Annotated in this window: 20 protein-coding genes and 1 riboswitch; of the genes, 10 read left to right on the top strand and 10 right to left on the bottom strand. The window is 36.1% G+C overall.

Annotated features, from left to right (window positions below):
• Positions 1-85: 85 nt before the first annotated feature.
• The 5 genes from HYG86_RS12595 to istB all read left to right on the top strand — a co-directional run bounded on the left by HYG86_RS12595 (position 86) and on the right by istB (position 2,353).
• The gene (locus HYG86_RS12595; RefSeq protein ID WP_213165928.1) at positions 86-325 is read left to right on the top strand and encodes an integrase; all 240 of its coding nucleotides are present in this window, start codon (positions 86-88) and stop codon (positions 323-325) included.
• A 61-nt stretch (positions 326-386) separates the two neighbouring features.
• Positions 387-608, top strand: a complete 222-nt coding sequence (locus HYG86_RS12590; RefSeq protein WP_213165927.1) for a hypothetical protein — start codon at positions 387-389, stop codon at positions 606-608.
• Positions 609-755: 147 nt separating this feature from the next.
• Positions 756-1,232 carry a Mu transposase domain-containing protein gene (locus HYG86_RS12585; protein ID WP_213165925.1) on the top strand — a complete coding sequence of 159 codons (477 nt, stop codon included), beginning with the start codon at positions 756-758 and terminating at the stop codon, positions 1,230-1,232.
• Between the two features lie 24 nt (positions 1,233-1,256).
• On the top strand, positions 1,257-1,604 hold the full coding sequence (locus HYG86_RS12580; protein WP_213165924.1) for a hypothetical protein: 348 nt from the start codon (positions 1,257-1,259) through the stop codon (positions 1,602-1,604).
• A complete protein-coding gene (gene istB, locus HYG86_RS12575; protein ID WP_213165923.1) occupies positions 1,601-2,353 on the top strand; it encodes an IS21-like element helper ATPase IstB in 753 nt (250 codons plus the stop codon). Before HYG86_RS12580 ends, istB begins: the two co-directional genes overlap by 4 nt.
• A 45-nt stretch (positions 2,354-2,398) precedes the next feature.
• On the opposite strand, the gene HYG86_RS12570 is transcribed toward istB, so the two are convergent.
• The 8 genes from HYG86_RS12570 to HYG86_RS12535 form a co-directional block, all read right to left on the bottom strand.
• The gene (locus HYG86_RS12570) at positions 2,399-2,608 is read right to left on the bottom strand and encodes a hypothetical protein (protein ID WP_213165921.1); all 210 of its coding nucleotides are present in this window, start codon (positions 2,606-2,608) and stop codon (positions 2,399-2,401) included.
• 82 nt (positions 2,609-2,690) lie between these two features.
• Positions 2,691-2,960 carry a hypothetical protein gene (locus HYG86_RS12565; protein WP_213165920.1) on the bottom strand — a complete coding sequence of 90 codons (270 nt, stop codon included), beginning with the start codon at positions 2,958-2,960 and terminating at the stop codon, positions 2,691-2,693.
• A gap of 162 nt (positions 2,961-3,122) precedes the next feature.
• Positions 3,123-4,991 carry an LTA synthase family protein gene (locus HYG86_RS12560; protein ID WP_213165919.1) on the bottom strand — a complete coding sequence of 623 codons (1,869 nt, stop codon included), beginning with the start codon at positions 4,989-4,991 and terminating at the stop codon, positions 3,123-3,125.
• A 245-nt stretch (positions 4,992-5,236) separates the two neighbouring features.
• Complete coding sequence (locus HYG86_RS12555; protein ID WP_213165918.1) at positions 5,237-5,659, bottom strand: cytochrome b/b6 domain-containing protein; 423 nt, start codon at positions 5,657-5,659, stop codon at positions 5,237-5,239.
• Between the two features lie 182 nt (positions 5,660-5,841).
• Positions 5,842-6,411 (bottom strand): indolepyruvate oxidoreductase subunit beta, encoded by a 570-nt coding sequence (locus HYG86_RS12550; protein ID WP_213165916.1) that lies wholly within the window; start codon positions 6,409-6,411, stop codon positions 5,842-5,844.
• A complete protein-coding gene (locus tag HYG86_RS12545; RefSeq protein WP_213165914.1) occupies positions 6,412-8,196 on the bottom strand; it encodes a thiamine pyrophosphate-dependent enzyme in 1,785 nt (594 codons plus the stop codon). It abuts the gene before it with no gap.
• A gap of 159 nt (positions 8,197-8,355) precedes the next feature.
• Positions 8,356-9,486, bottom strand: a complete 1,131-nt coding sequence (locus HYG86_RS12540) for an iron-containing alcohol dehydrogenase (protein ID WP_213165913.1) — start codon at positions 9,484-9,486, stop codon at positions 8,356-8,358.
• A complete protein-coding gene (locus HYG86_RS12535; protein WP_213165912.1) occupies positions 9,450-10,874 on the bottom strand; it encodes a Na+/H+ antiporter NhaC family protein in 1,425 nt (474 codons plus the stop codon). The genes HYG86_RS12540 and HYG86_RS12535 overlap by 37 nt, the downstream gene beginning before the upstream one ends.
• Positions 10,875-10,984: 110 nt before the next feature.
• Between HYG86_RS12535 and HYG86_RS12530 the strand changes: the two genes are divergently transcribed.
• Positions 10,985-12,664, top strand: coding sequence for an amidohydrolase (locus tag HYG86_RS12530; RefSeq protein ID WP_246451774.1), 1,680 nt, complete (start codon positions 10,985-10,987; stop codon positions 12,662-12,664).
• A 35-nt stretch (positions 12,665-12,699) separates the two neighbouring features.
• Here HYG86_RS12530 and HYG86_RS12525 read toward each other — a convergent pair whose 3' ends face one another.
• Positions 12,700-13,542 carry a GNAT family N-acetyltransferase gene (locus tag HYG86_RS12525; protein WP_213165910.1) on the bottom strand — a complete coding sequence of 281 codons (843 nt, stop codon included), beginning with the start codon at positions 13,540-13,542 and terminating at the stop codon, positions 12,700-12,702.
• A 519-nt stretch (positions 13,543-14,061) separates the two neighbouring features.
• On the opposite strand from HYG86_RS12525, the gene HYG86_RS12520 reads away from it, so the two are divergent.
• A complete protein-coding gene (locus HYG86_RS12520) occupies positions 14,062-15,561 on the top strand; it encodes an IS1182 family transposase (RefSeq protein ID WP_213165626.1) in 1,500 nt (499 codons plus the stop codon).
• A gap of 217 nt (positions 15,562-15,778) precedes the next feature.
• Here the strand turns inward: HYG86_RS12520 and HYG86_RS12515 are convergent, their stop codons facing one another.
• Positions 15,779-16,531 (bottom strand): LuxR family transcriptional regulator, encoded by a 753-nt coding sequence (locus tag HYG86_RS12515; protein ID WP_213165909.1) that lies wholly within the window; start codon positions 16,529-16,531, stop codon positions 15,779-15,781.
• A 267-nt stretch (positions 16,532-16,798) separates the two neighbouring features.
• Positions 16,799-16,903: riboswitch (SAM riboswitch) on the top strand.
• 89 nt (positions 16,904-16,992) lie between these two features.
• Between HYG86_RS12515 and HYG86_RS12510 the strand changes: the two genes are divergently transcribed.
• The 3 genes from HYG86_RS12510 to HYG86_RS12500 all read left to right on the top strand — a co-directional run bounded on the left by HYG86_RS12510 (position 16,993) and on the right by HYG86_RS12500 (position 19,970).
• Complete coding sequence (locus HYG86_RS12510; RefSeq protein ID WP_213165908.1) at positions 16,993-18,069, top strand: methionine ABC transporter ATP-binding protein; 1,077 nt, start codon at positions 16,993-16,995, stop codon at positions 18,067-18,069.
• Positions 18,017-18,697 carry a methionine ABC transporter permease gene (locus HYG86_RS12505; protein ID WP_213165906.1) on the top strand — a complete coding sequence of 227 codons (681 nt, stop codon included), beginning with the start codon at positions 18,017-18,019 and terminating at the stop codon, positions 18,695-18,697. Before HYG86_RS12510 ends, HYG86_RS12505 begins: the two co-directional genes overlap by 53 nt.
• Before the next feature lie 88 nt (positions 18,698-18,785).
• Positions 18,786-19,970 (top strand): pyridoxal phosphate-dependent aminotransferase, encoded by a 1,185-nt coding sequence (locus tag HYG86_RS12500; protein ID WP_213165904.1) that lies wholly within the window; start codon positions 18,786-18,788, stop codon positions 19,968-19,970.
• Positions 19,971-19,980: the final 10 nt, after the last annotated feature.

Here is a 19,980-nt window from a genome sequence, read left to right as displayed (position 1 = left end):
CAACTAAAAGTGGCTAAAAAAATCACCACTTTCTTAAAAAAGCTGATATATTAATTTTAGCTAAATTTTAAGGAGTGTGGAGAAATTGGTGAGGTGGAAAATGTACAGCGATATTCATCATTTTAAAGATATTGGGTTAAATAAGACTCCAGTAGCTAATAGGCTTAATCTAAATTACAAAACAGTAAGAAAGTACTGGGATGTTACCCCTGATGAATTTTTGGAAATACAGAAAAGTAGAAAGGCAAGAAAGCTTGATAAGTATCATGCCTATCTTGACCTAGTTAAAACAGTTCCCAGATATAAGCACTGCTCAAATACATGACTGGCTGCTAGAACACTACCAGGATAAGTCAATTAAAGACCGTACTCTTAGAAAATACATTATGGATCTTAGAAAAAACCATAACATACCAAAGCAGAGCACTGCTAGACAGTATCAGGCGGTAGTAGATCCCCCAATGGGTTATCAGTTGCAAGTTGATTTCGGAGAAACGAAACTACGTAACACCAACGGTGGTAAAACTAAAGTTTATGGCATGGGAGCAGTACTATCGAATAGTAGATTTAAGTACGGTGAGTGGGTGGACAAGTCCTTTACCACATAAACACTCATACGCATGCTGAATCACTGTTTTAAGTATATTGGAGGAGTTCCTAAGGAATTAGTATTTGACCAAGATAAAAATTGCAACCGTTAATGAAAACTATGGTGACATCATATACAATATGAATTTGAAAAGTATAAAAAGGCAATGGGATTCAAGGTTCATTTATGTAAGGCTTATGATCCAGAGAGTAAAGGAAGAGTTGAATCCGTGGCTAAATACATGAAGTATAACTTCGCAGCAAACAGACTATTCACAGATATTAGGACCTTTAATCGAGAGTGTTGGGATTGGCTTGACAGGACTGCAAATGCTAAAGTCCATGGAACGACAAAAAAGGTACCAGCAGAAGTGTTTGCCCTTGAAAAACAACATCTTCAGCCGATACCACATACAATTGTTACTAAAGATAGCTTAACAAGAACTGTGCGAAAAGACAATACCATTTTGTACTTAAGTAATAGATATACTGTTCCCATAGGAACTTACAAGCCAGGTGCTGAAGTAGGAATAAGTATTTATGGTAATAAACTAGTCATTACTGACAAGAAAGGAAATATAATTTCTAAACACAGTATTTCCACAGGAAAAGGAGAACTAATTAGAAACAGGAACCATTTATGATACTACGATTCTAAGCTAGATGATATGTACGATAAGACCTTAGAAATGCTAGGTGGAAGTGAAATAGCCAAGTTGCTCTTAGAGACCATAAAGAAAGAAAAAGGCAGGTATATCCGTGAACAATTTGGCCTAATTAAATCTGTAGAGCGAAAGTATTCTAGTGAGGTCTTGGATAAGGCATTAGAATTTTGCTATGAGAATAACCTCAACAGTGCCGTAGATATCAGAGATGCAGCAGAGCATTTTGCTAGACAAGGAATAACAATAGTGGATACATCGCTACGTAAAAGCCTGCCTCCTCATTTAGCCGTTAAAACCGAAGTAAGAAAAATTGATACCTATACCTCTCTATATGGGGGTGAAATAAAATGACAGTAACTTTAACAGAAGTAAAGAAGATGTTAAATGAGGTAAGGATGCCTTACAGTAGAGATAACATAGATGAGTATTTGAAATTAGCTGTAAAAGAGGATATGACCTGTCTTGAGTTTGCTCACCTGCTCTTGAGAAAAGAAACATCTCACAAGAGCGAAATAGCCCTTCAAAAAAGGATCAAGCAAGCCAATTTTCCTTATGTAGCAACCATTGAAGACTTTGACTTTAGCTTTCAAACCTCTGTAACAAAAAGACAAATAACGCAGTTACTAGATATGAACTGGATAGAGAAAGCCTATAATTTATTATTTTTAGGCCCGCCTAGCGTAGGTAAAACCCACCTTGCAGTATCGTTAGGAATGAAAGCAGTAGAAATGGGGTATAAGGTTAGCTTTATTAGCATGGATCATTTAATCAAGCTTTTAAAAACTGAGGAGATATCAAATAAGAGCCAAAAGGCTATGAAAAAGATAATGGCAAGTGATATGGTAACGATAGATGAGGTTGGATATCTTCCTATCACAAGGCAAGAAGCTAATCAGTTCTTTCAACTAGTATCTGCTTTGTACCAGAATACCTCGATTATCATAACCTCAAATAAGGGGTTTGATGATTGGGTTGAAATCATGGGTGACCCTGTCATTACTACGTCCATTCTAGACCGGCTGGTTCATAACAGTGAGATTTTTAATATGACAGGTGATAGTTGGAGGCTAAAGAATAGGAATACCATATTCAGTAATTAAACTACCAAAAAAAATTGCCATTTTTTAGCCAAAAGTACTTGCCAGTTACAATATTACTAAGATAACGTTGTAGTACATGTAGTATGCGAAAGCTGCTGAAACAGCTATCCAAAAAATTCTTATCCAAAATAGATTCTTTTTTGTTGGCTCTATTCTTCCGAATATAAACCCCTTTAGACTTTTTTCAGGTTCAAAAATGAAGTGCAGGGGGATATATAAGATAAACAATCCTACTATTATTGTTAAGGCTTCCAAATAATCAACTCCTCATAGCTACCAAAGTCTTTATTATTCTACAATCATATTATACTTACCTTTTTATGGGCAAGCAAATAGTTTATTGTAATTTTACATATTCACAGCGGATGATTTTTGATTCTTTTGTATCCATACCCATGGTCCTTGCTTCTAGTACATCAAGTTCCTCTACTAGCTCTTTAGGAAGGCAGGAGCCTAAGGAATTGTAATGTTCACGACCTGAATCTACCATTTCTTTAAGTAATCGCTCATTTTCCTCAATGGAACCGTCGCACCAGCATATTTTGTCAGGCTGACATAGCTCTGCCATTTCTTTGACCCATTGACTTAACTTTTTGTTTGAATTCATTAAATCTCCCTCCCATAATTTAACAATACCCAAAGCAAAAAACGTTCTTTAGTATTAATTCAACATACATGAAAATATCCCTTGTTTTTGAATGTAGAAAATCCTGGGGATATGTGAAAAGAAGATGCAGTTTTAGGCACCTTCTTTATATTAGTGATTTTTTTATTTGTCTTCCAACTCTAATATTTTTTCAAGACCCTTTTCATGTACCAGTGGAACGAGGTCATTTTTTAGTATATACTCCGATAGGTTTATTTCTGCAATGGCTCTTTCAAAGCCTTCCCTAGCACTATATACATCCACAGGTTCTCCAGTGTGAATATCCCAAGCCCTACTATTTTCAAATACGCCATCATTTGACATTATGAATACCATTTCATTACTTATAAAAGATCCTTGAGCTACGTGGGATTGCATTGCGACAAATCCATTTTCCGTATTCAGTAAATCTTTACCAAATGTACTTTTTAAATTTAGCTCTACACCCAAAAGGTTTGCCATAGTTGGGAAGAAGTCGATTTGCCCACCCACAGTATTTACTTCCTTTTGAACTCCACCGCCAGGGATATGGACTATAAATGGTACTTTGTGCATTTCGTCTTCTTTATATTCCCTGCCCATAAAGCTTGATATTAGTTCATTAGCTTCTTCATCACGCATATCTAATCCTTTGTGATCACCATATATTACAATCATGGAGTCATCGTAAAGACCTTCTAGCTTTAAAAGCTCAATAAACTCACCTATTTGAGCATCGAGATAGTTAACTGTCTGTATATATTTTTCAAGTACTGTATCTTGATATTTAGGTCCCATTTCTATCACCTTGTATTCTTCAGGTAGGTCAAAGGGATGATGGGATGTTAAGGTTATATAAAAGGAATAGAAGGGTTTTGGAAGCTCTTTTAGGAAATCAACAGACTGTCTAAACATTGATCCATCACTTAAGCCAATACCAATTTCTTCATCCACTTTAAAGTCTTCTAAACTGATATAGGCATCAAGGCCTTGGGCAGGATATACCACGTCTCTATTCCAAAAGTTTGCGTAGTTTCCATGAAAAACAATTGAACTATATCCTTTTTCCTTCAGACTTGTGGGTAACGTTACAAATTCATTTTTTTCATATGCTTTGTAGCTGAAAATCCTTTTAGATGGGTAGAATCCATTATGAGAGATGAACTCAGCATCTGAGGTATTACCCCACCCGACTTGTTCATAATATCTGTCAAAATATATACTTTCATTTCCAATAAGTTCGTTAAGAACTGGAGTTATGGGTTCACCATTTACAGTGGCATTTATTACAAAGTTCTGAATTGATTCAGCCTGTATTACAATGACATTTCTACCCTTTGCCAGTTCATGATAATTTTTTCCGACTTTCTCTGAATCTATGCTTTTCATAAGTGCTTGCACTTGTTCCACGTTTAATGTGGTTTTATCAATAAAACTAGCTATATCGTATAAATGGTAATTGATGACTCCACTATTGTGAGGTGTGAAGTACCCTTCTGTATTCATGGCTGTACCTAAATTCATTCCTGTAACAAGAAGTATTAGAACAACTAAGTACACCAGCAGAGATTTCTTCTGTTTTTTGCTAGTTTCCCCAGTGGTAATTTTGTCCCTTCTTAAATAAATTAGCGCAATTAACGAGTCCACAAAAAATAAGAAGTACAGGGGTTTTATAAGAGCAAATATGCTATTTGAAACTGGACCCAACTGACCTATCTGATAGATGCTGTGTACTGGAACTAGTGTGTAAAAATGACTATAGTACATAGCATCTATAAAGAAAAGAACAGAAATAATAAAGTTCGCAATTAGGACTGCTTTGACCTTATTTTTGGTGCTGAAAATGGCAGTAAGACAAAAGATTGCCATTATTATAAAAAAGTTTTTCACAGTTACCCAGAGTATGTTATCTATACCCATAACATAGTGAAGAGTAAATAATTTGATTAATACAGCTGTACTGATAAAAGCAATATACTTAATGCATCCATTGTTTAATATTTTATCTAGCATACTTTTTCCTCCCCCAATTTTAAAGCCTTCTTATATTCCCAGTCCCCTATTATATAATACTATAAAGCTTAGATTTTGATATACTTAATTTTAGTATAATTATAGCCTGTCTTCAAGGTGAAAGTACTTTTGTTCACTATTTATTAATATTTAGTCTGCAACATTAGTCCTCACAACTAATAGAAATTATTGACAAGCTTAACCATTTACAAGTATTAAAAAAAGCACCCTCGGACTTGGGTGCCTTACTTTTTACTCATAATTGCTAACAATGCATGTATTGGTACTATGGTAAAGATGGTTTTGTATGAAAATATATGTATGTTAAATATACCTGTTCCTCCTCCAAGCCTTAAAATCATTCCCGTTGTAAAAGATAACATAACAAGGAAAAATAGCATCATGGCTGTAATTTTTGTTAATATTTTTATTGGGTTTCCTCTTTTTAAGTCTTTTGCCCTAAGAAAGATCAAGTTGAAAAAAATACTTCTTCTAAATGATAAGTTTGCTAATACCAAAGGTACAAGTATTATTAAAATACCACTGGTAAAATGAATGTTAAAAAGTTTTATACCCCTTAGCATAAAAAAGCCTGTAATTAAATTAGTCAAAATGAAAATTGCATGTAGTAGATGTACAAATCTAAAATTACCTATTCTCTTTGCCATTAAAATCACCTCCGTTAAAGCCTATGATATGGTAGTGATTTTAATGAAAATTATTTAAGCAGATCCCTCAGAGACAGTTATATCTTGTTACCAAGTTTTCCTATACTGTAGCAATATTTACATAACGAATTAAGGGATGTAAGCTAGGTAGTACTAGTTTACATCCCTTAATATATTATGTTTTACTTTTTCATTCCTCTTTGAAATGCTAATAAGTTACTTACTGTGGTATTTGGAGGAACCATCTCTTTTAAAACTTCTATCCAAACATCTATACCAAAAGGTAATAACCTGGCAAGTCTCCCTAATATTATTGTATTTATGAGTTTTAAGTTTCCTATTTCCTCAGCTATGTTTAGGGCATCTACCTTATCAATAGTAAATCCTCTTTCTTCTATTTTATCTTCTATATTTTGGGGATAGTCTTCTTTTTCAAGTAGCACCCTATTAGGAAATATTTGCTGGGTATTTATAACAACTTTGGCATTATCTTTTAGGTGATCTACCCATCTAAGAGCTTCTAAAGGCTCCAAAGCAACTAGTATATCCCCTTCTTTTAATCCTACAACTGGCGAATGCACTTTATCACCAAACTTAACAATACCCCAAACCTTACCTCCCCGTTGAGAAAGACCAATGACGTCACTGGTTTTTGCATCATAACCTGCTCTTATGGCTACCTCGCTTATTATTCTAGTTGCTAAAACTAAACCTTGGCCTCCTACACCTGCAATAATTATATTTGTGGTCATTTACTTCCCCTCCTTTTCTCTTGGGGATCTTTTTATGGCATTTACAGGACAAACTTGAGAACAAGCAGAACAACCAACACACATGGTTGAGTCAATGTAGGAATTTTTCTTGTCTTTATCTCCATAGTGTTTCATGGATATGGGTGGGCAGTTGACACCGATACAACTTCTGCAGCTTATACATATGTTTTCGTCCACATAAAAATATGGTTCTTTGATCTTAAAGTTTAAAGCACATGGTCTTGTGGCTATAATTACTGAGAGCCCTTGTTTTTTCATGGCTTCTCTGATAACTTTCCTAGCGTTCTTATAATCAAATTGATCCACTTCTTGAATATCTTCTATGCCAAATGATTTCAATATAGATGCTATGCTTAAGGTATAAGACTCTTCTTTTGTAAACTCAGCTGTAGTTGGGGTGCTTTGTCCACCAGTCATTGCAGTTGTCCTATTATCTAGGACTATAATAGTAATATTCTCTTTAGTTTCAGCAATATCCACGAAGCCAGATAAACCCGAGTGAAAAAATGTACCATCACCTATGGTTGCAACAAGGGGTTTCACCTTGTTAGCTTCCTTATGTGCTAAAGCCATGCCTTGAATTATACCTAATGAAGCTCCCATGCTTATGTTTGTCTTAAGTACCTCAAATGGCTCTAAAATACCTAAAGAGTAACAACCTATATCCCCCACAACAAGGGCCTTCGCCTTTTTAAGTATGTGAAAGATAGGTCTATGTGGGCATCCAGAGCAAAGCATCGGAGTTCTATTGGGTACCTGTATATTCTCACCTGTTTTTTTACTATTTTCTAAAAAGACACCTGCTTTTTCTAGCCCTTCCCTGATAGAGTCAGTGGTAAATTCCCCTGTGAATGGGAAGATATCTTTTCCTATAACCTCAATGTTATCTAGCTTTAAAGTTTCTTCAATGAAGCCCAGCAATTCTTCCATTACAATCACTTTCTTATACTTCTTGCTTATCTCCTTTATTTTGTCAATGGGTAATGGATAAACCATACCCAGCTTGAAAATTGAGATATTAGGGTTTAGCTCCAGTAGCATAGAGTAGCAAAACCCTGCTGTTATTACTAATGTGTCGCTTTTCCTTTGATGATACTGATTTAAATGGTATTGTGGGCTGTACTCTTTAACTGCTTCAATTCTTTCTTTCATGAAGTATTGCTGCTCATTGGCGTAAGGCGGGAGCATACAATAACGGGCCTGATCTTCAACAAAGCCTTCTATATCTTTTATCACTGGGTCTTTTAATTCAACTAATCCTCTGCTGTGGCATAACCTACTTGTCAATCGAAGTATCACAGGTGTATGATATTTTTCACTAATTTCCAGGCCATCTTTGACCATATCCTTAGCCTCTTGTGGGTCCGCTGGTTCTAGAACCACACAGTTTGCAAATTTACTAAAGAATCTAGTGTCTTGTTCGTTTTGAGAACTAGATAAACCTGGGTCATCTCCAACCACAAGTAAAAAGCCACCCTTGGTTTTTACTTGTGTAAAGGTCATAAAAGGATCAGACGCTATGTTTACACCTACATGCTTCATAGATACCATGGACCTTGCTCCAGCAAAACTCCCGCCTATGGCAATTTCTAGGGCTACCTTTTCATTTGTAGACCATTTACTGTGGATTTCCTTATATTGTTTCAATGAGTCCAAAATCTCCACTGTGGGAGACCCTGGGTAGCTGGCAGCAATTACACCTCCTGCTTCCCAAAAGCCCCTAGCCACTGCTTGATTACCTGTTAAAAGTACTTTCTGTGTCAAAATCCCACCTCCCAGATGATTTATCTTTACTTATTAAATATATGAAGGCCAAAACACCTTTACCACTATTTGTAACTATTCAGTAGTGATAAAGTACAATATTAAGCTAGGATACAATAAACCCAGCATTTTTAATTACTAAAAATGCTGGGTTTATTCCTATAGCTTTCCTTGATAAATATTCCTAAGAAGTTCTTCCATTTGATCATTTGTTGGCTGAACAGGATTAACCCTCGTTGATCCTTTAAGAGAGTTTTCCACAAGCTCATCAAACTCCTTTTCAAAGCTCCCCTCTTCTATACCCATTTCTTTAAATGAACTAGGTATGTTTAGCTTTTGGTTTAAGCTTACTATTGCTTGGATAAAATCAGGTTCTACTACTAACTTGTCTAGTTCGGAAAGTCTCCCCTCTACCCACGGGTCTTGGGAGTTAAACTTCACTACATAAGGCAGTACTACAGCGTTTATAAGTCCGTGGCCTAAATCATACATGCCACCTATGGCATGGGATATGCCATGGGCCATTCCTAGACCTACATTTGTGAAAGCACTACCAGCAACTGCTTGATGGTTGTGTACCTTTTCTCTATTTTCTATATCACCCTTATCATAGGATAGTGGAAGATATTTGTATAAACCTTCGATTGCCCCTTTTGCTAACACTGAGGTAAAATCCTCTACATTTTTGTTAATAAAACACTCAACTGCATGGGTCATGGCATCCATACCTGTCTCTGCTACAACAGATTTCGGCATGGACAGTGTGACTTGTGGGTCTAAAATAGCTATATCTGGTACAAAGGCATCGGATTTAAATCCTCTTTTTAGGTTATCCTCGGGGAAAGTGATAACTGCTGCTTTAGTAACTTCTGTGGCGGTCCCTGAGGTTGAAGGAATTGCTATAAAGCTAGTTTTCCTAGTCTCTGGTATACCTTCGTTAATTGCTTTACTAAAATCAAGGTTGTACTCATAAAATAGAGTTGCAACTTTTGCTAGGTCTATGGCAGAGCCTCCACCCACAGCTATTACAGTATCAGGTTTAAACTCTTTCATTTGTCCAACACAGTCCATTGTCTGCTCAGTTGTAGGGTTTGCTTTAACTCCTGAGTAAATTTGGTGGTGGATATTATTTTTATTTAACATAGTAGTTATTGCATCAATGGTACCATTATTAAACATAGACCCTTTACCTGTGATTATAAGTGTTTTACTAGACTTGATTGTTTCTACATGCTTCAGTGAACCTTTTCCCGTTACAATTGCTTTTCCGTGGAATCTAAGTTGACGCATGGTAAGACCTCCTTTTGATTTAGGTAGTTACAATATTTCGCATTTGCATTGGTGTTCATTTTTCGAAAATATATCCATACTACAGTTGCAGGAAACAGGTAGCATAGTATGGCGTATGGGGCGTATTGTATGGCTGTTGTTCCAGTTATTAGCCCTATGATTATTCCGTTTACATTCCAGGGTATAAGTGGAGCTATTATTGTACTTGTATCTGATATTGTCCTAGCTAGAACTGTGTTATCAACCCCTAGTTCCCTGTATTTTTCCTTGTACAGTTTCCCTGGAAGCACTATCCCCACTGTTTGATCACATGTTACAACTGTCAGCAGGCTTCCCACTATTCCCGTTTTTAATATAAGCTCACCTTTTGTTTTTACTTTAGCTATGGGGTCAAAAATAATAGGTTTTAATATACCTGATTTTTCTAACAAGCTGCTTAAAGCTATAACAGATGCCACTATAAACACTACTTCCACCATTCCCATAACCCCCCCGCTTATTAGTATGGAGTTTAGCTCTGGCGAAGGTGTACTGCCCTCAAAACCCCAAAGGATATGTTTAAAGGTTTTTATAAGGGTCCCTCCTTGGAAAAGTAGTGTTATAATAATTCCTCCTCCAAGTCCTGTTAGGATAGTGGGTATTATTTTTACTCCTCTGAGGGGAAGTAACACTATACATAATGGTAAAAGGAGTAGCCATGGGGAAATCCTAAAGCCTTGTAGTATTCCAGTTTGGAATACACTTATAATTGCAAGGTCCTCCCCTGCTCCGTACCGGCTCCCAATAATATAATAAATTATAGCTGTAACTATATATACGGGCACTAATGTCTTGAGCATTGCTTTTATAGTTTGTCTATATGAGGTATTTGTGATTTTTAATGTAAGGTTCAAAAGACCAGATATGGGAGAAATCTTATCTGCTATAAATGCTGCTGAAACCAGTACTCCCAGTAGGATTTCCTGGGGAATAGCAAACCCCTTCCCTATGCCCAATAAGGCAATGCCTAATGTGCTTATTGTGCCCACTGCTGTTCCCATAAAAATAGACATGATAGAAGTTATCAAAAAAGCCATGAAAATAAAGTTCATTCCTTTCATGTATTCGAATCCATAGTACATGATGGCTGGTACGACACCGGAAGACATCCATACAGATATATTGGCTCCAATTAGTAAGATTAGTAGAAATAGTACCCTACACTCCATTAGCCCCTCATATATCATAACCCACAAATCCTTTAATGGCTTTCCCACCCTTGAAAGGACAATTAAACTAAAAATTACGCTTGATATAAAAGGATACAAAAGAGAAATATCTAATATGACACCTAAAAAAATCGCAACCAAAACAAAAGTAGATATTACGTATGAATGATATCTTTTCATGGCGCCTCCCTATTTTTTCTATATGTATAATTCGATTCTAACTCCAGTTTAGGAGATGGTCAATGGTTTTATAAAGTTGTATTTAGCTAATAGTTAATGACTAATAACCATTGACTAAATATTATGCTATAATTGTATCAATACTCAACATTGAGAGGAGTGGTTTTGTGGATTTGGTCGTTGTTAATGGTAAAGTTGTTACTATGGATAAAAGACAACCTATTGCCCAAGCTGTTGCAGTTAAGGATGGTAGAATTTCTTCTGTTGGGACAGTTGAGGAGATTCTAGCACTTAAGGATGCTGATACTAAAGTTATTGATTTAGAAGGAAAGCTAATGGTGCCAGGCTTTAACGATAGCCACATGCATTTATTAAGCTATGGAACTAGTCTTATGAAAGCTAATCTAATAGGAACTACCTCAATAGACCATCTGGTAGATAGGATGAAAGCATTTATGGAAAATCTAAATCTTCAACAGGGAAGCTGGGTTGAAGGTAGGGGATGGAATCATGATCATTTCCATGAAAAAAAATTCCCTACTAGATATGATTTAGATAAGATATCCACGGAGTTTCCAATAATTACAACAAGGGCTTGTGGCCATGTTTCAGTTGTAAATAGTAAGGCACTAGAACTAGCTGGGTTGACTAAGAATACTCCTCAGATAGATGGTGGTCATTTTGATGTGGATGAAAATGGACAGCCCACAGGGGTACTAAGGGAGAAAGCACTCAATTTAGTGTCAGAGCATATCCCTGCACCTAGTGTACAATACATAAAGGAGCTTCTAATGAAAGCTGCTGACAATGTCATAACTGAGGGAATAACTTCTGTTCAATCAGATGACTTTGAGGCCATGCCAGGCAAGGATTTCAACAATGTATTAACTGCGTATAGTGAACTGGCATCTGAAAGAAAGCTTCCCCTAAGGGTTTACGAGCAATGTCTTCTATCAACGAAAGAAAGATTAAATAGCTTTTTGGAGCAGGGCTTTAATACTGGTGTAGGTGATGATTTGTTTAAAATTGGCCCCCTTAAGGTTTTAGCAGATGGGTCATTGGGAGCCCGAACTGCCTATCTGAGCAAACCTTATGCAGATGATACTTCAACCCGAGGGATTTGTGTTTATAGTCAAAGGGAGCTAGATGAGCTAGTATCCCTTGCACATAATGCTGGGATGCATGTTGCCATACACTGTATTGGAGATAAAACCATGTATATGTCTTTTGATAGTTTTGAGAAGGTTTTAAGCAAAAATCCCCGGGATGATCATAGACATTCTATTATTCATTGCCAGATAACGGACGAAACCCTTCTTGATAAGTATGGTGATTTAGGTGTAGTAGCACATATACAACCCATTTTCATTGATTATGACCTTCACATTGTAGAGGATAGAGTTGGAAAGGAACTGGCAAAAACCTCTTATAACTGGAAGGGCATGTTCGACAGAGGTGTAAATGTTGCTTGTGGTTCTGACTGCCCTGTGGAGACTTTTGATGTACTTAAAGGTATTTACTGTGCTGTTACAAGAAAAGATTTAAAAGGTTACCCTGAAAATGGATGGTTACCTGATCAAAAGATTACTGTAGAGCAGGCTGTTTATGGCTATACATTAGGAGCTGCTTTTGCTTCCTTTGAAGAGGATATAAAAGGATCAATCACTCCAGGAAAATTAGCTGATTTCACTGTTCTTTCAGAGGATATATTCGAAATCTGTCCTGACACAATAAATGATGTAAAGGTTTTGAAGACTATTTTTAATGGGAAAGTTGTGTTTGAGGTATAGTTAGAAGAAAAAGCCCGCTGTCGCGGGCTTTTTCTCTAAAATTTATATACTACAGATTCTGCTATTGGTACATAGCCGATTTCTGTGTAGATTTTGTTTGAAGTTGGGTTTGATAGGTCTGTGTATAGGCTGCAGAACTGATATCCCTCATCTAGGAGTAACTGACTTAGGCTAGCAACACATGAGCTGGCATATCCTTTACCTCTTTTGTCTTTGGGGGTATAAACGGAGTTTATTACTATACCATTTTTAGTAGGTCTAGTTTTCTTTGCTAAGGATACAGGCCCCTGGTCCTCCCATATATAAAGGGATGAATCTTTGATGCTGATTTCCACAAAGTTTTGTGCATGAGCTTTGTTGTCTGCACCCAATGCTTCCTTCATAAACTCATAAATCCATTGAGTCAAAAGTTCTATATCATCATCCATAGCAAGTCTTATATTTCCTTCACTATACTTAATTGGGTTAACTCTATCTAGTTTATATATTAGTTGTTCCATATCAATTTTCACAGGGGATAGATCTTTTTCACTCCATAGCTTTGCGAAATTATCTGCAACCTCCCTGAGACCTATTACACCGGGTATTGGCACTTTATTATCTACTATGTAATCCATAGCACAAATAATTGCTTCTTTTAATTTAGCTCCTTCTCCATGAACCACCAAGTTATTGTTTCCTGTCTTAATCATTACAAGTTCTAACTGGCCATTGTCAGTAACCGCAGCTAAAAAGGGTTGCCCTTTCAAGTTTTGCTGGTTTTTTACAAGATTATATAATATACCCAAGGGCAAATTGTTAATTACTTCGTCTGCTAACAAATACTCTTCTACTAAGTCAAAAAACTCCTTTGGGCAAGTATACTTTATAACTTCCATACACTTCTCCTCCTCTAGCTATTTTTTACTTATTAACCCAACTACACGAAATAGTATTGGACTTACGTTTATTCTAAATGTATTAAATATAATTCTATACATATCAATACAATCCTCTTTTTAAAACCATAATATTATAACAAAACAACCATGTAGATGACTCCACATGGTTGTTTAAAAATTAAAACATTACCCCTTTACCATTTTTCCCCTAAAACAAGATTATCACAGGTTTACAACATAAACAACTACCCAAAAGGGTAGTTGTTTATGTTATAAACCTAAGACAAAGTCATTGACCCTAGATGTGCATATTAAAAAGCAGTACAATTAATTCGAGGAGATAGACTTAAGAGCTGAATAGCTAAACGGAAGAAGGGGCGAGGAACAGGACGTCAGACTGTGTGAGAATTAAACAATAATATATGTCTAAAATGCCTCCAAAGTACTGTAAATACAGTACTTTTCCCTTTTTCTGTAGTATAATTAAGTTATAGAATATCGGAGAGGGGATTTTAAATGTCATTTATACAAGGTACAGATAGAAAGCAAAAAACAATGTTTCCTGACTGCATAGAAGATTACATAGGTGAGGATAATCCCGTTAGGGTAATTGATGAATACGTAAAACTGGTCAATATGAGTGCATTCACTAAATCAAAGGAACACCGCAGAGGTGCACCAGGATATCATCCCTCTGTTTTATTGAAGTTATATCTATATGGGTATGTAAATGGCATAAGATCATCTAGAAAGCTAGAAACAGAATCTCACAGGAATATAGAAGTGGTTTGGCTATTACAAAAACTAAAACCTGATTTTAAAACAATAGCTGATTTCAGGAAAGAAAATAAAACTCAGCTAAAACAAGTTTTCAAGGATTTTACTAAGTTGTGTAAGGATCTCAAACTATTAGGCGAGGAATTCATAGCAATAGATGGGACTAAAATTCAAGCTAATAATTCAAAGAAGAATAATTTCTCAAAGAAAAAAATACAAAGACACAAACAATATATCGAAGATAAGGTTAATTCCTATCTAGATTTGTTAGAAAGCAGTGACAAAGACGATTCACCTAAACTTAAGTATACACCTGAAGAAATTCAGCAAAAAATTGAAAAACTCAAGGAGCGTAAAATTAAATTTGAAGAGTTGGAAAAAAAACTACAGGATAGCGAAAGTAATGAAATATCTACAGTTGACGAAGATGCTAGGCTTATGGACAACAAAAACAATGGTGTTACTGTAGCATATAACATACAAACAGCTGTAGACTCTAAGCATGGTATTATAGTCGCATATGATGTTACAAACAATCCCGCAGATCAAGGTAACCTAAATTCACTTGCAGAAAAGGCTAAAGATATATTTGGAAAAAGGAAACTTGAAGTAGCGGCAGATAAAGGCTATTACCAAGCAGACGACCTCATGAAATGTGAGAGAAACGAAACAACAGTCTATTTGCCAAAACAGTCGTATTCTAACGCCACAGGAGACAAAGATTTCTACGGAGATAAATTTACTTATGTGCCTGAAAAAGACTTATATATTTGTCCTTTGGGCCATGAATTACGCAGAATAAACCACAAATCAAAAGAACCAAAAAGAATAAAATATAGAAACTACGATGCCTGTAAAAACTGTGAATCAAAAAGCAAATGCACCACTGCAGCCAAAGGCAGGATAATAAATCGGTCACCTAACCAAGATTTTTTGGATACTATAGATGCTAGAACAGAAGCAAATATGGACAAATACCTACAAAGGCAGATGATTGTTGAGCATCCTTATGGAACCATCAAAAGGACAATGAATGCTGGGTATTTTTTAACAAGAGGGATGGATTCTGTAACTACAGAGACAGCCCTAGTTTTGCTAGCCTATAATTTTAAAAGAGTAATAAATATTATAGGAGTGAAAGAACTACTAAGGATATTAGTAGCTCTTAGACCCACTTTATCATTGTATTTTTATATGTTTAAGTCATATTGCACCAAAAGACAGGAAATTTACGGCTAATCCTTGAGTTTTTAGAGATTAGCCACACAGTCTGACGTTTCGAGAGTTCCATTGAACCATGGACGGTGAATTGGAACGGTCCCCTTCTGGAGTTTAGGTAGAAGCCTTAAGTCTCGACGCAGAATGCTGTACAGCGTTTAATATGCGACATTCATCAAAAAATGACTTTGTCATCAGTTTAAAACAACTATCCAAAAGGGTAGTTGTTTATGTTATTTTATATAAGTCCTATTTCATATGCCTTTGCTACTGCTTCATTTGCATTAGAGGATTGCAGTTTTTTGAAAATGATTTTTCTATGATACTTTATTGTGTTAGGACTTGCATTTAGAATATCTGTTATCTCCTTGTTGGAGTGCCCCTTAGCCATTAGTCTCAGTACACTTATTTGGACATCACTTAAGGGAACAGATATTTCTTTAGGATTCTTATTACCTTTCATCTCAATGGTAATTCTATCTGCTAACATGTTAGCTACAACTTTGAGCTCACCACGCATTTTCTCATTTATTGTAGTTATATCTATATAACCGATTATTTCCTTATCCTTTACAAGTGGTTTAGCGTAGCAATACCACTTTTTAAAGAAGTCTAAATAATGTTGCTCTGGCTCTAAAAAGGCTGTCCCTTCTAGCTCCATGGCCATTGATATGGCATTGGTCCCCAAGCTTTCTTCAGTGAATGAGGCTCCTGGGTATAAGAGTATTTCCACGTCACAAGATTTTCCTACTTTTAGTAATATGCCCTTTGGGTCAGTGAGAATAATTAAAGTCCCCTTGCCCATGTATCCTAATATTTCCTCTGTTAAATCCGTAAATTTATTAACTAACATCTCATTACTATCTAGTATTAGGCCTAAAGAATTTTCGTCAACTGTAACCAGTGGCATGGTATTTTGAGGTGAAATTTTTTTCTCCTTACATCTCGTCAAAGATTCTAAAACTCTCTTTTGAAAATTATTAGTTTCCATTTAAAACCTCCATAGAATAATAGGAATAATAGTTCTATAATTTTAGTTTATGAATATATATATTTAATAAATAAATCTAATCTTTATAATTCTATTTATTTGTCTAAATTCCTTCTAAGTAAATAAAATACCATAATTAGTAATATTTAGTGAGTTTCTTGCTTTAACTAATTAAATTGATAATAAATTGAAAAACATGTTGACATCTCCCTTTCATGTGCTTATAATAAGATTTAAATTCAAGCAAACAATTTAATACGATAAACAACCTTATCAAGAGAAACCGAGGGAATGGCCCTATGAAGTTTCAGCAACCACACTAATTAGTGCACGGTGCTAACTCCAACAGAACATAGTTCTGAGAGATGAGGGAAAGACTAAATTTTTTGTATGTTTATGTCTAACCCCTTCTCTATGTGGAGAAGGGGTTTTTTATTTCACAAAAAAGAGGAGGATTACATTTGATTTTATTAGAGAATATTACCAAGACCTACGGCAGTAAGGGTACTGCTGTCCATGCCCTAAAGAATGTTAACCTTCACGTGGAGCAAGGAGACATATACGGAATAATAGGTTACAGTGGTGCTGGGAAAAGCACCTTAATTAGATGTATAAATCTACTAGAATCTCCCGATGAAGGCAAGGTTACTGTAAATGGTATTGAACTCACAGCTCTTAAAGACATTGAGCTAAGGCGAAAGAGAGAGAAAATTGGAATGATATTTCAGCATTTTAATCTCATGAGCAGGCGGACTATTTTTTCTAATGTTGCTTATCCCCTAAAGGGTAAAGGCCTAACAAAAAAACAAATTGAAGAAAAGGTCATAAACCTATTAAAGCTTGTGGGTATTCAAGACAAAGCAAATGCGTACCCAGCTCAGTTAAGTGGTGGTCAAAAACAAAGGGTTGGAATAGCAAGGGCTCTTGCTAATGATCCTGATGTTTTACTTTGTGATGAAGCAACTTCTGCCTTAGATCCACAAACAACTCGATCAATTTTAAATCTTCTTAAGGATATTAACGAAAAACTCAATCTAACCATTGTACTAATTACACATCAAATGGACGTCATTAAAGAGATTTGCAACAAGGTAGCTGTTATGGAAAATGGTGAGATAGTAGAAGTTGGTGATGTCTTGAATGTGTTTTTTAGTCCTCAAGCTAAAATCACCAAGGAATTTGTGGCTTCAACAATGGGTTATGAAAGTATAGATAGCTTCCTAGAATATGATCTAGCTTCTAAGCCAGGTGAAGTTCAAAGGCTTGTTAAAATATCCTTTATGGGTAAAAAGACTAGCCAAGCTTTTATATCAAAAATCTCCATGGATTATGGAGTCTTTGCAAGTATTCTGTTTGGTAATATCGAGCATATCCAAGGCGTGCCCCTAGGTAATCTTATAATCAGGTTAAGTGGTACTGAGGAAAAAACCAAGAAGGCTATTGGATATCTCACACAAAATAATATTAAAGTGGAGGTGCTTTCAGATGGTGGAGTTTTTGAAACAGTTGATGCCCAACGTCATCAATCTATTTCCTGATTTAGTTAAAGCTTTTAATGATACCATTGCCATGGTTACAATTGCAGGATTCATTGCTGCACTTTTGGGAGTGCCCATAGGGGTAATTCTTACTGTTACCCGCGAGAATAACCTTATGGAAAATAAGCTGTTAAATTCAGTTCTAGGTAAAGTTGTAAATACTTTCAGATCGTTACCCTTTGTAATACTGTTGACTGCTATTATACCTATTACCAGATTTTTAGTGGGTACAACAATTGGCTTAAAGGGTGCAGTGGTACCTCTCATCTTCGCTTCCACTCCCTTTGTGGCTAGACAAATAGAGTCAGCTTTACTTGAAGTTGATAAAGGTGTCATTGAAGCTGCTAAGTCCATGGGGTCGAGTCCCTTTCAGATTATTTACAGGGTACTACTAGTGGAAGCCCTTCCTGGTATAATCTATGCACTTACCATAACAACAGTAAGTCTAATTGGGTTCTCTGCTGTTGCAGGAACTGTAGGTGGTGGGGGGTTAGGAGACTTTGCCATAAGATATGGATACCAATACTTCAGAACAGATGTCATGGTTGTTACGACAATTATATTATTACTGATAGTAAATGTTGTTCAGACCGTGGGGGATTATTTGTTAAAGAGATTGAGTCATTAAGGGTTGCAGTTTCATCAGGGTCAGATCATTAACAACACACTTTTGTAAAGGTTTTGCTTAACAAAGACAAGATGAAAGGAAGAATGTAATGCCTAAGATAAGTAAACGTCTTGATTTTTTCACTGATTCTCTTATAAGAAGAATGACCCGTGTGGCTAATAAATATGGGGCTACTAACCTTTCTCAGGGTTTTCCCGATTTTGATCCACCACAAGAGCTTGTGAATGAACTAAAAAAAGTTGCAGATACTGGACCTCATCAATACGAAATAACTTGGGGTTCACAAAAATTTCGAGAAGCTTTAGCTAAAAAGCAAAGTAAGTACATGGGGTTAGCTATAAACCCAGATACAGATATTGTAGTAACCTGTGGAAGTACAGAAGCAATGATGGTTGCCATGATGACTGTGTGCGACCACGGAGATAAAGTTATCGTTTTCTCACCCTTTTATGAAAACTATGTAGCCGATACTATCCTTTGTGGGGCTGAACCAATTTATGTACCCCTTCATCCTCCCCAGTTTTCATTCGATAAAGATGAGCTAAGGAGTGCATTTGCACAAAATCCTAAAGCCCTTGTATTGTGTAACCCTTCAAACCCCACAGGAAAAGTATTTTCCCGTGACGAGCTTGATTATATAGCACAGCTGGCTATAGAGTATGATACTTTCGTTATAGCCGATGAGGTTTATGAACATATAGTTTTACCTCCCTTTGAGCACACATATATTGCCTCCCTACCAGGAATGTATGAAAGAACTATCTCGTGTAGTTCCTTATCAAAAACTTACTCAATAACTGGCTGGAGATTAGGGTATATAATAGCACCAAGTTTTATAACAGAAAATGCTAGAAAAGTTCACGATTTCCTTACGGTGGGGGCGGCAGCTCCTTTGCAGGCAGCTGCTTTAGCTGGGCTTAATCTTCCAGATTCATATTATATAAAATTACAAAATCTTTATGACAATAAAAAGAAAGTCTTTCTAAAAGGTTTAGATGAAGCTGGGCTAAAGTATGTAGAGCCTCAAGGTGCTTACTATGTCATGGTGGATATCTCAGAGTTCTGGGATGGCAGCGATGTGGTATTTTGTGAATGGATGGCAAAGGAAGTGGGTGTTGCAGCAGTGCCAGGTTCTAGTTTCTTCAAAGAGGATATTAACAAATATGTGAGATTTCACTTTGCAAAAAAAGAAGAAACATTAATTGAAGCTACAAATAAACTAGCTTTTCTAAGAGAAAAAGCTGCTAAAGGGAATCTACTAAATATAAATTGAAAGTGAGTGT

It is taken from the genome of Alkalicella caledoniensis, assembly GCF_014467015.1.
Lineage (GTDB): Bacteria > Bacillota > Proteinivoracia > Proteinivoracales > Proteinivoracaceae > Alkalicella > Alkalicella caledoniensis.
Note: the sequence above shows the minus strand (reverse complement) of the source record. Positions and strands in the feature narration are given on the sequence as shown.

Excerpts from the sequence above, each read along its gene's own strand:
- HYG86_RS12590 (WP_213165927.1), top strand. The coding sequence starts at position 387 with ATGGATCTTAGAAAAAACCATAACATACCAAAGCAGAGCACTGCTAGA.
- HYG86_RS12515 (WP_213165909.1), bottom strand. The coding sequence starts at position 16,531 with ATGGAAACTAATAATTTTCAAAAGAGAGTTTTAGAATCTTTGACGAGA.
- HYG86_RS12550 (WP_213165916.1), bottom strand. The coding sequence starts at position 6,411 with ATGACCACAAATATAATTATTGCAGGTGTAGGAGGCCAAGGTTTAGTT.
- HYG86_RS12585 (WP_213165925.1), top strand. The coding sequence starts at position 756 with ATGGGATTCAAGGTTCATTTATGTAAGGCTTATGATCCAGAGAGTAAA.
- HYG86_RS12500 (WP_213165904.1), top strand. The coding sequence starts at position 18,786 with ATGCCTAAGATAAGTAAACGTCTTGATTTTTTCACTGATTCTCTTATA.
- HYG86_RS12565 (WP_213165920.1), bottom strand. The coding sequence starts at position 2,960 with ATGAATTCAAACAAAAAGTTAAGTCAATGGGTCAAAGAAATGGCAGAG.
- HYG86_RS12525 (WP_213165910.1), bottom strand. The coding sequence starts at position 13,542 with ATGGAAGTTATAAAGTATACTTGCCCAAAGGAGTTTTTTGACTTAGTA.
- HYG86_RS12540 (WP_213165913.1), bottom strand. The coding sequence starts at position 9,486 with ATGCGTCAACTTAGATTCCACGGAAAAGCAATTGTAACGGGAAAAGGT.
- HYG86_RS12505 (WP_213165906.1), top strand. The coding sequence starts at position 18,017 with ATGGTGGAGTTTTTGAAACAGTTGATGCCCAACGTCATCAATCTATTT.
- istB (WP_213165923.1), top strand. The coding sequence starts at position 1,601 with ATGACAGTAACTTTAACAGAAGTAAAGAAGATGTTAAATGAGGTAAGG.
- HYG86_RS12520 (WP_213165626.1), top strand. The coding sequence starts at position 14,062 with ATGTCATTTATACAAGGTACAGATAGAAAGCAAAAAACAATGTTTCCT.
- HYG86_RS12560 (WP_213165919.1), bottom strand. The coding sequence starts at position 4,991 with ATGCTAGATAAAATATTAAACAATGGATGCATTAAGTATATTGCTTTT.
- HYG86_RS12535 (WP_213165912.1), bottom strand. The coding sequence starts at position 10,874 with ATGAAAAGATATCATTCATACGTAATATCTACTTTTGTTTTGGTTGCG.
- HYG86_RS12555 (WP_213165918.1), bottom strand. The coding sequence starts at position 5,659 with ATGGCAAAGAGAATAGGTAATTTTAGATTTGTACATCTACTACATGCA.
- HYG86_RS12580 (WP_213165924.1), top strand. The coding sequence starts at position 1,257 with ATGTACGATAAGACCTTAGAAATGCTAGGTGGAAGTGAAATAGCCAAG.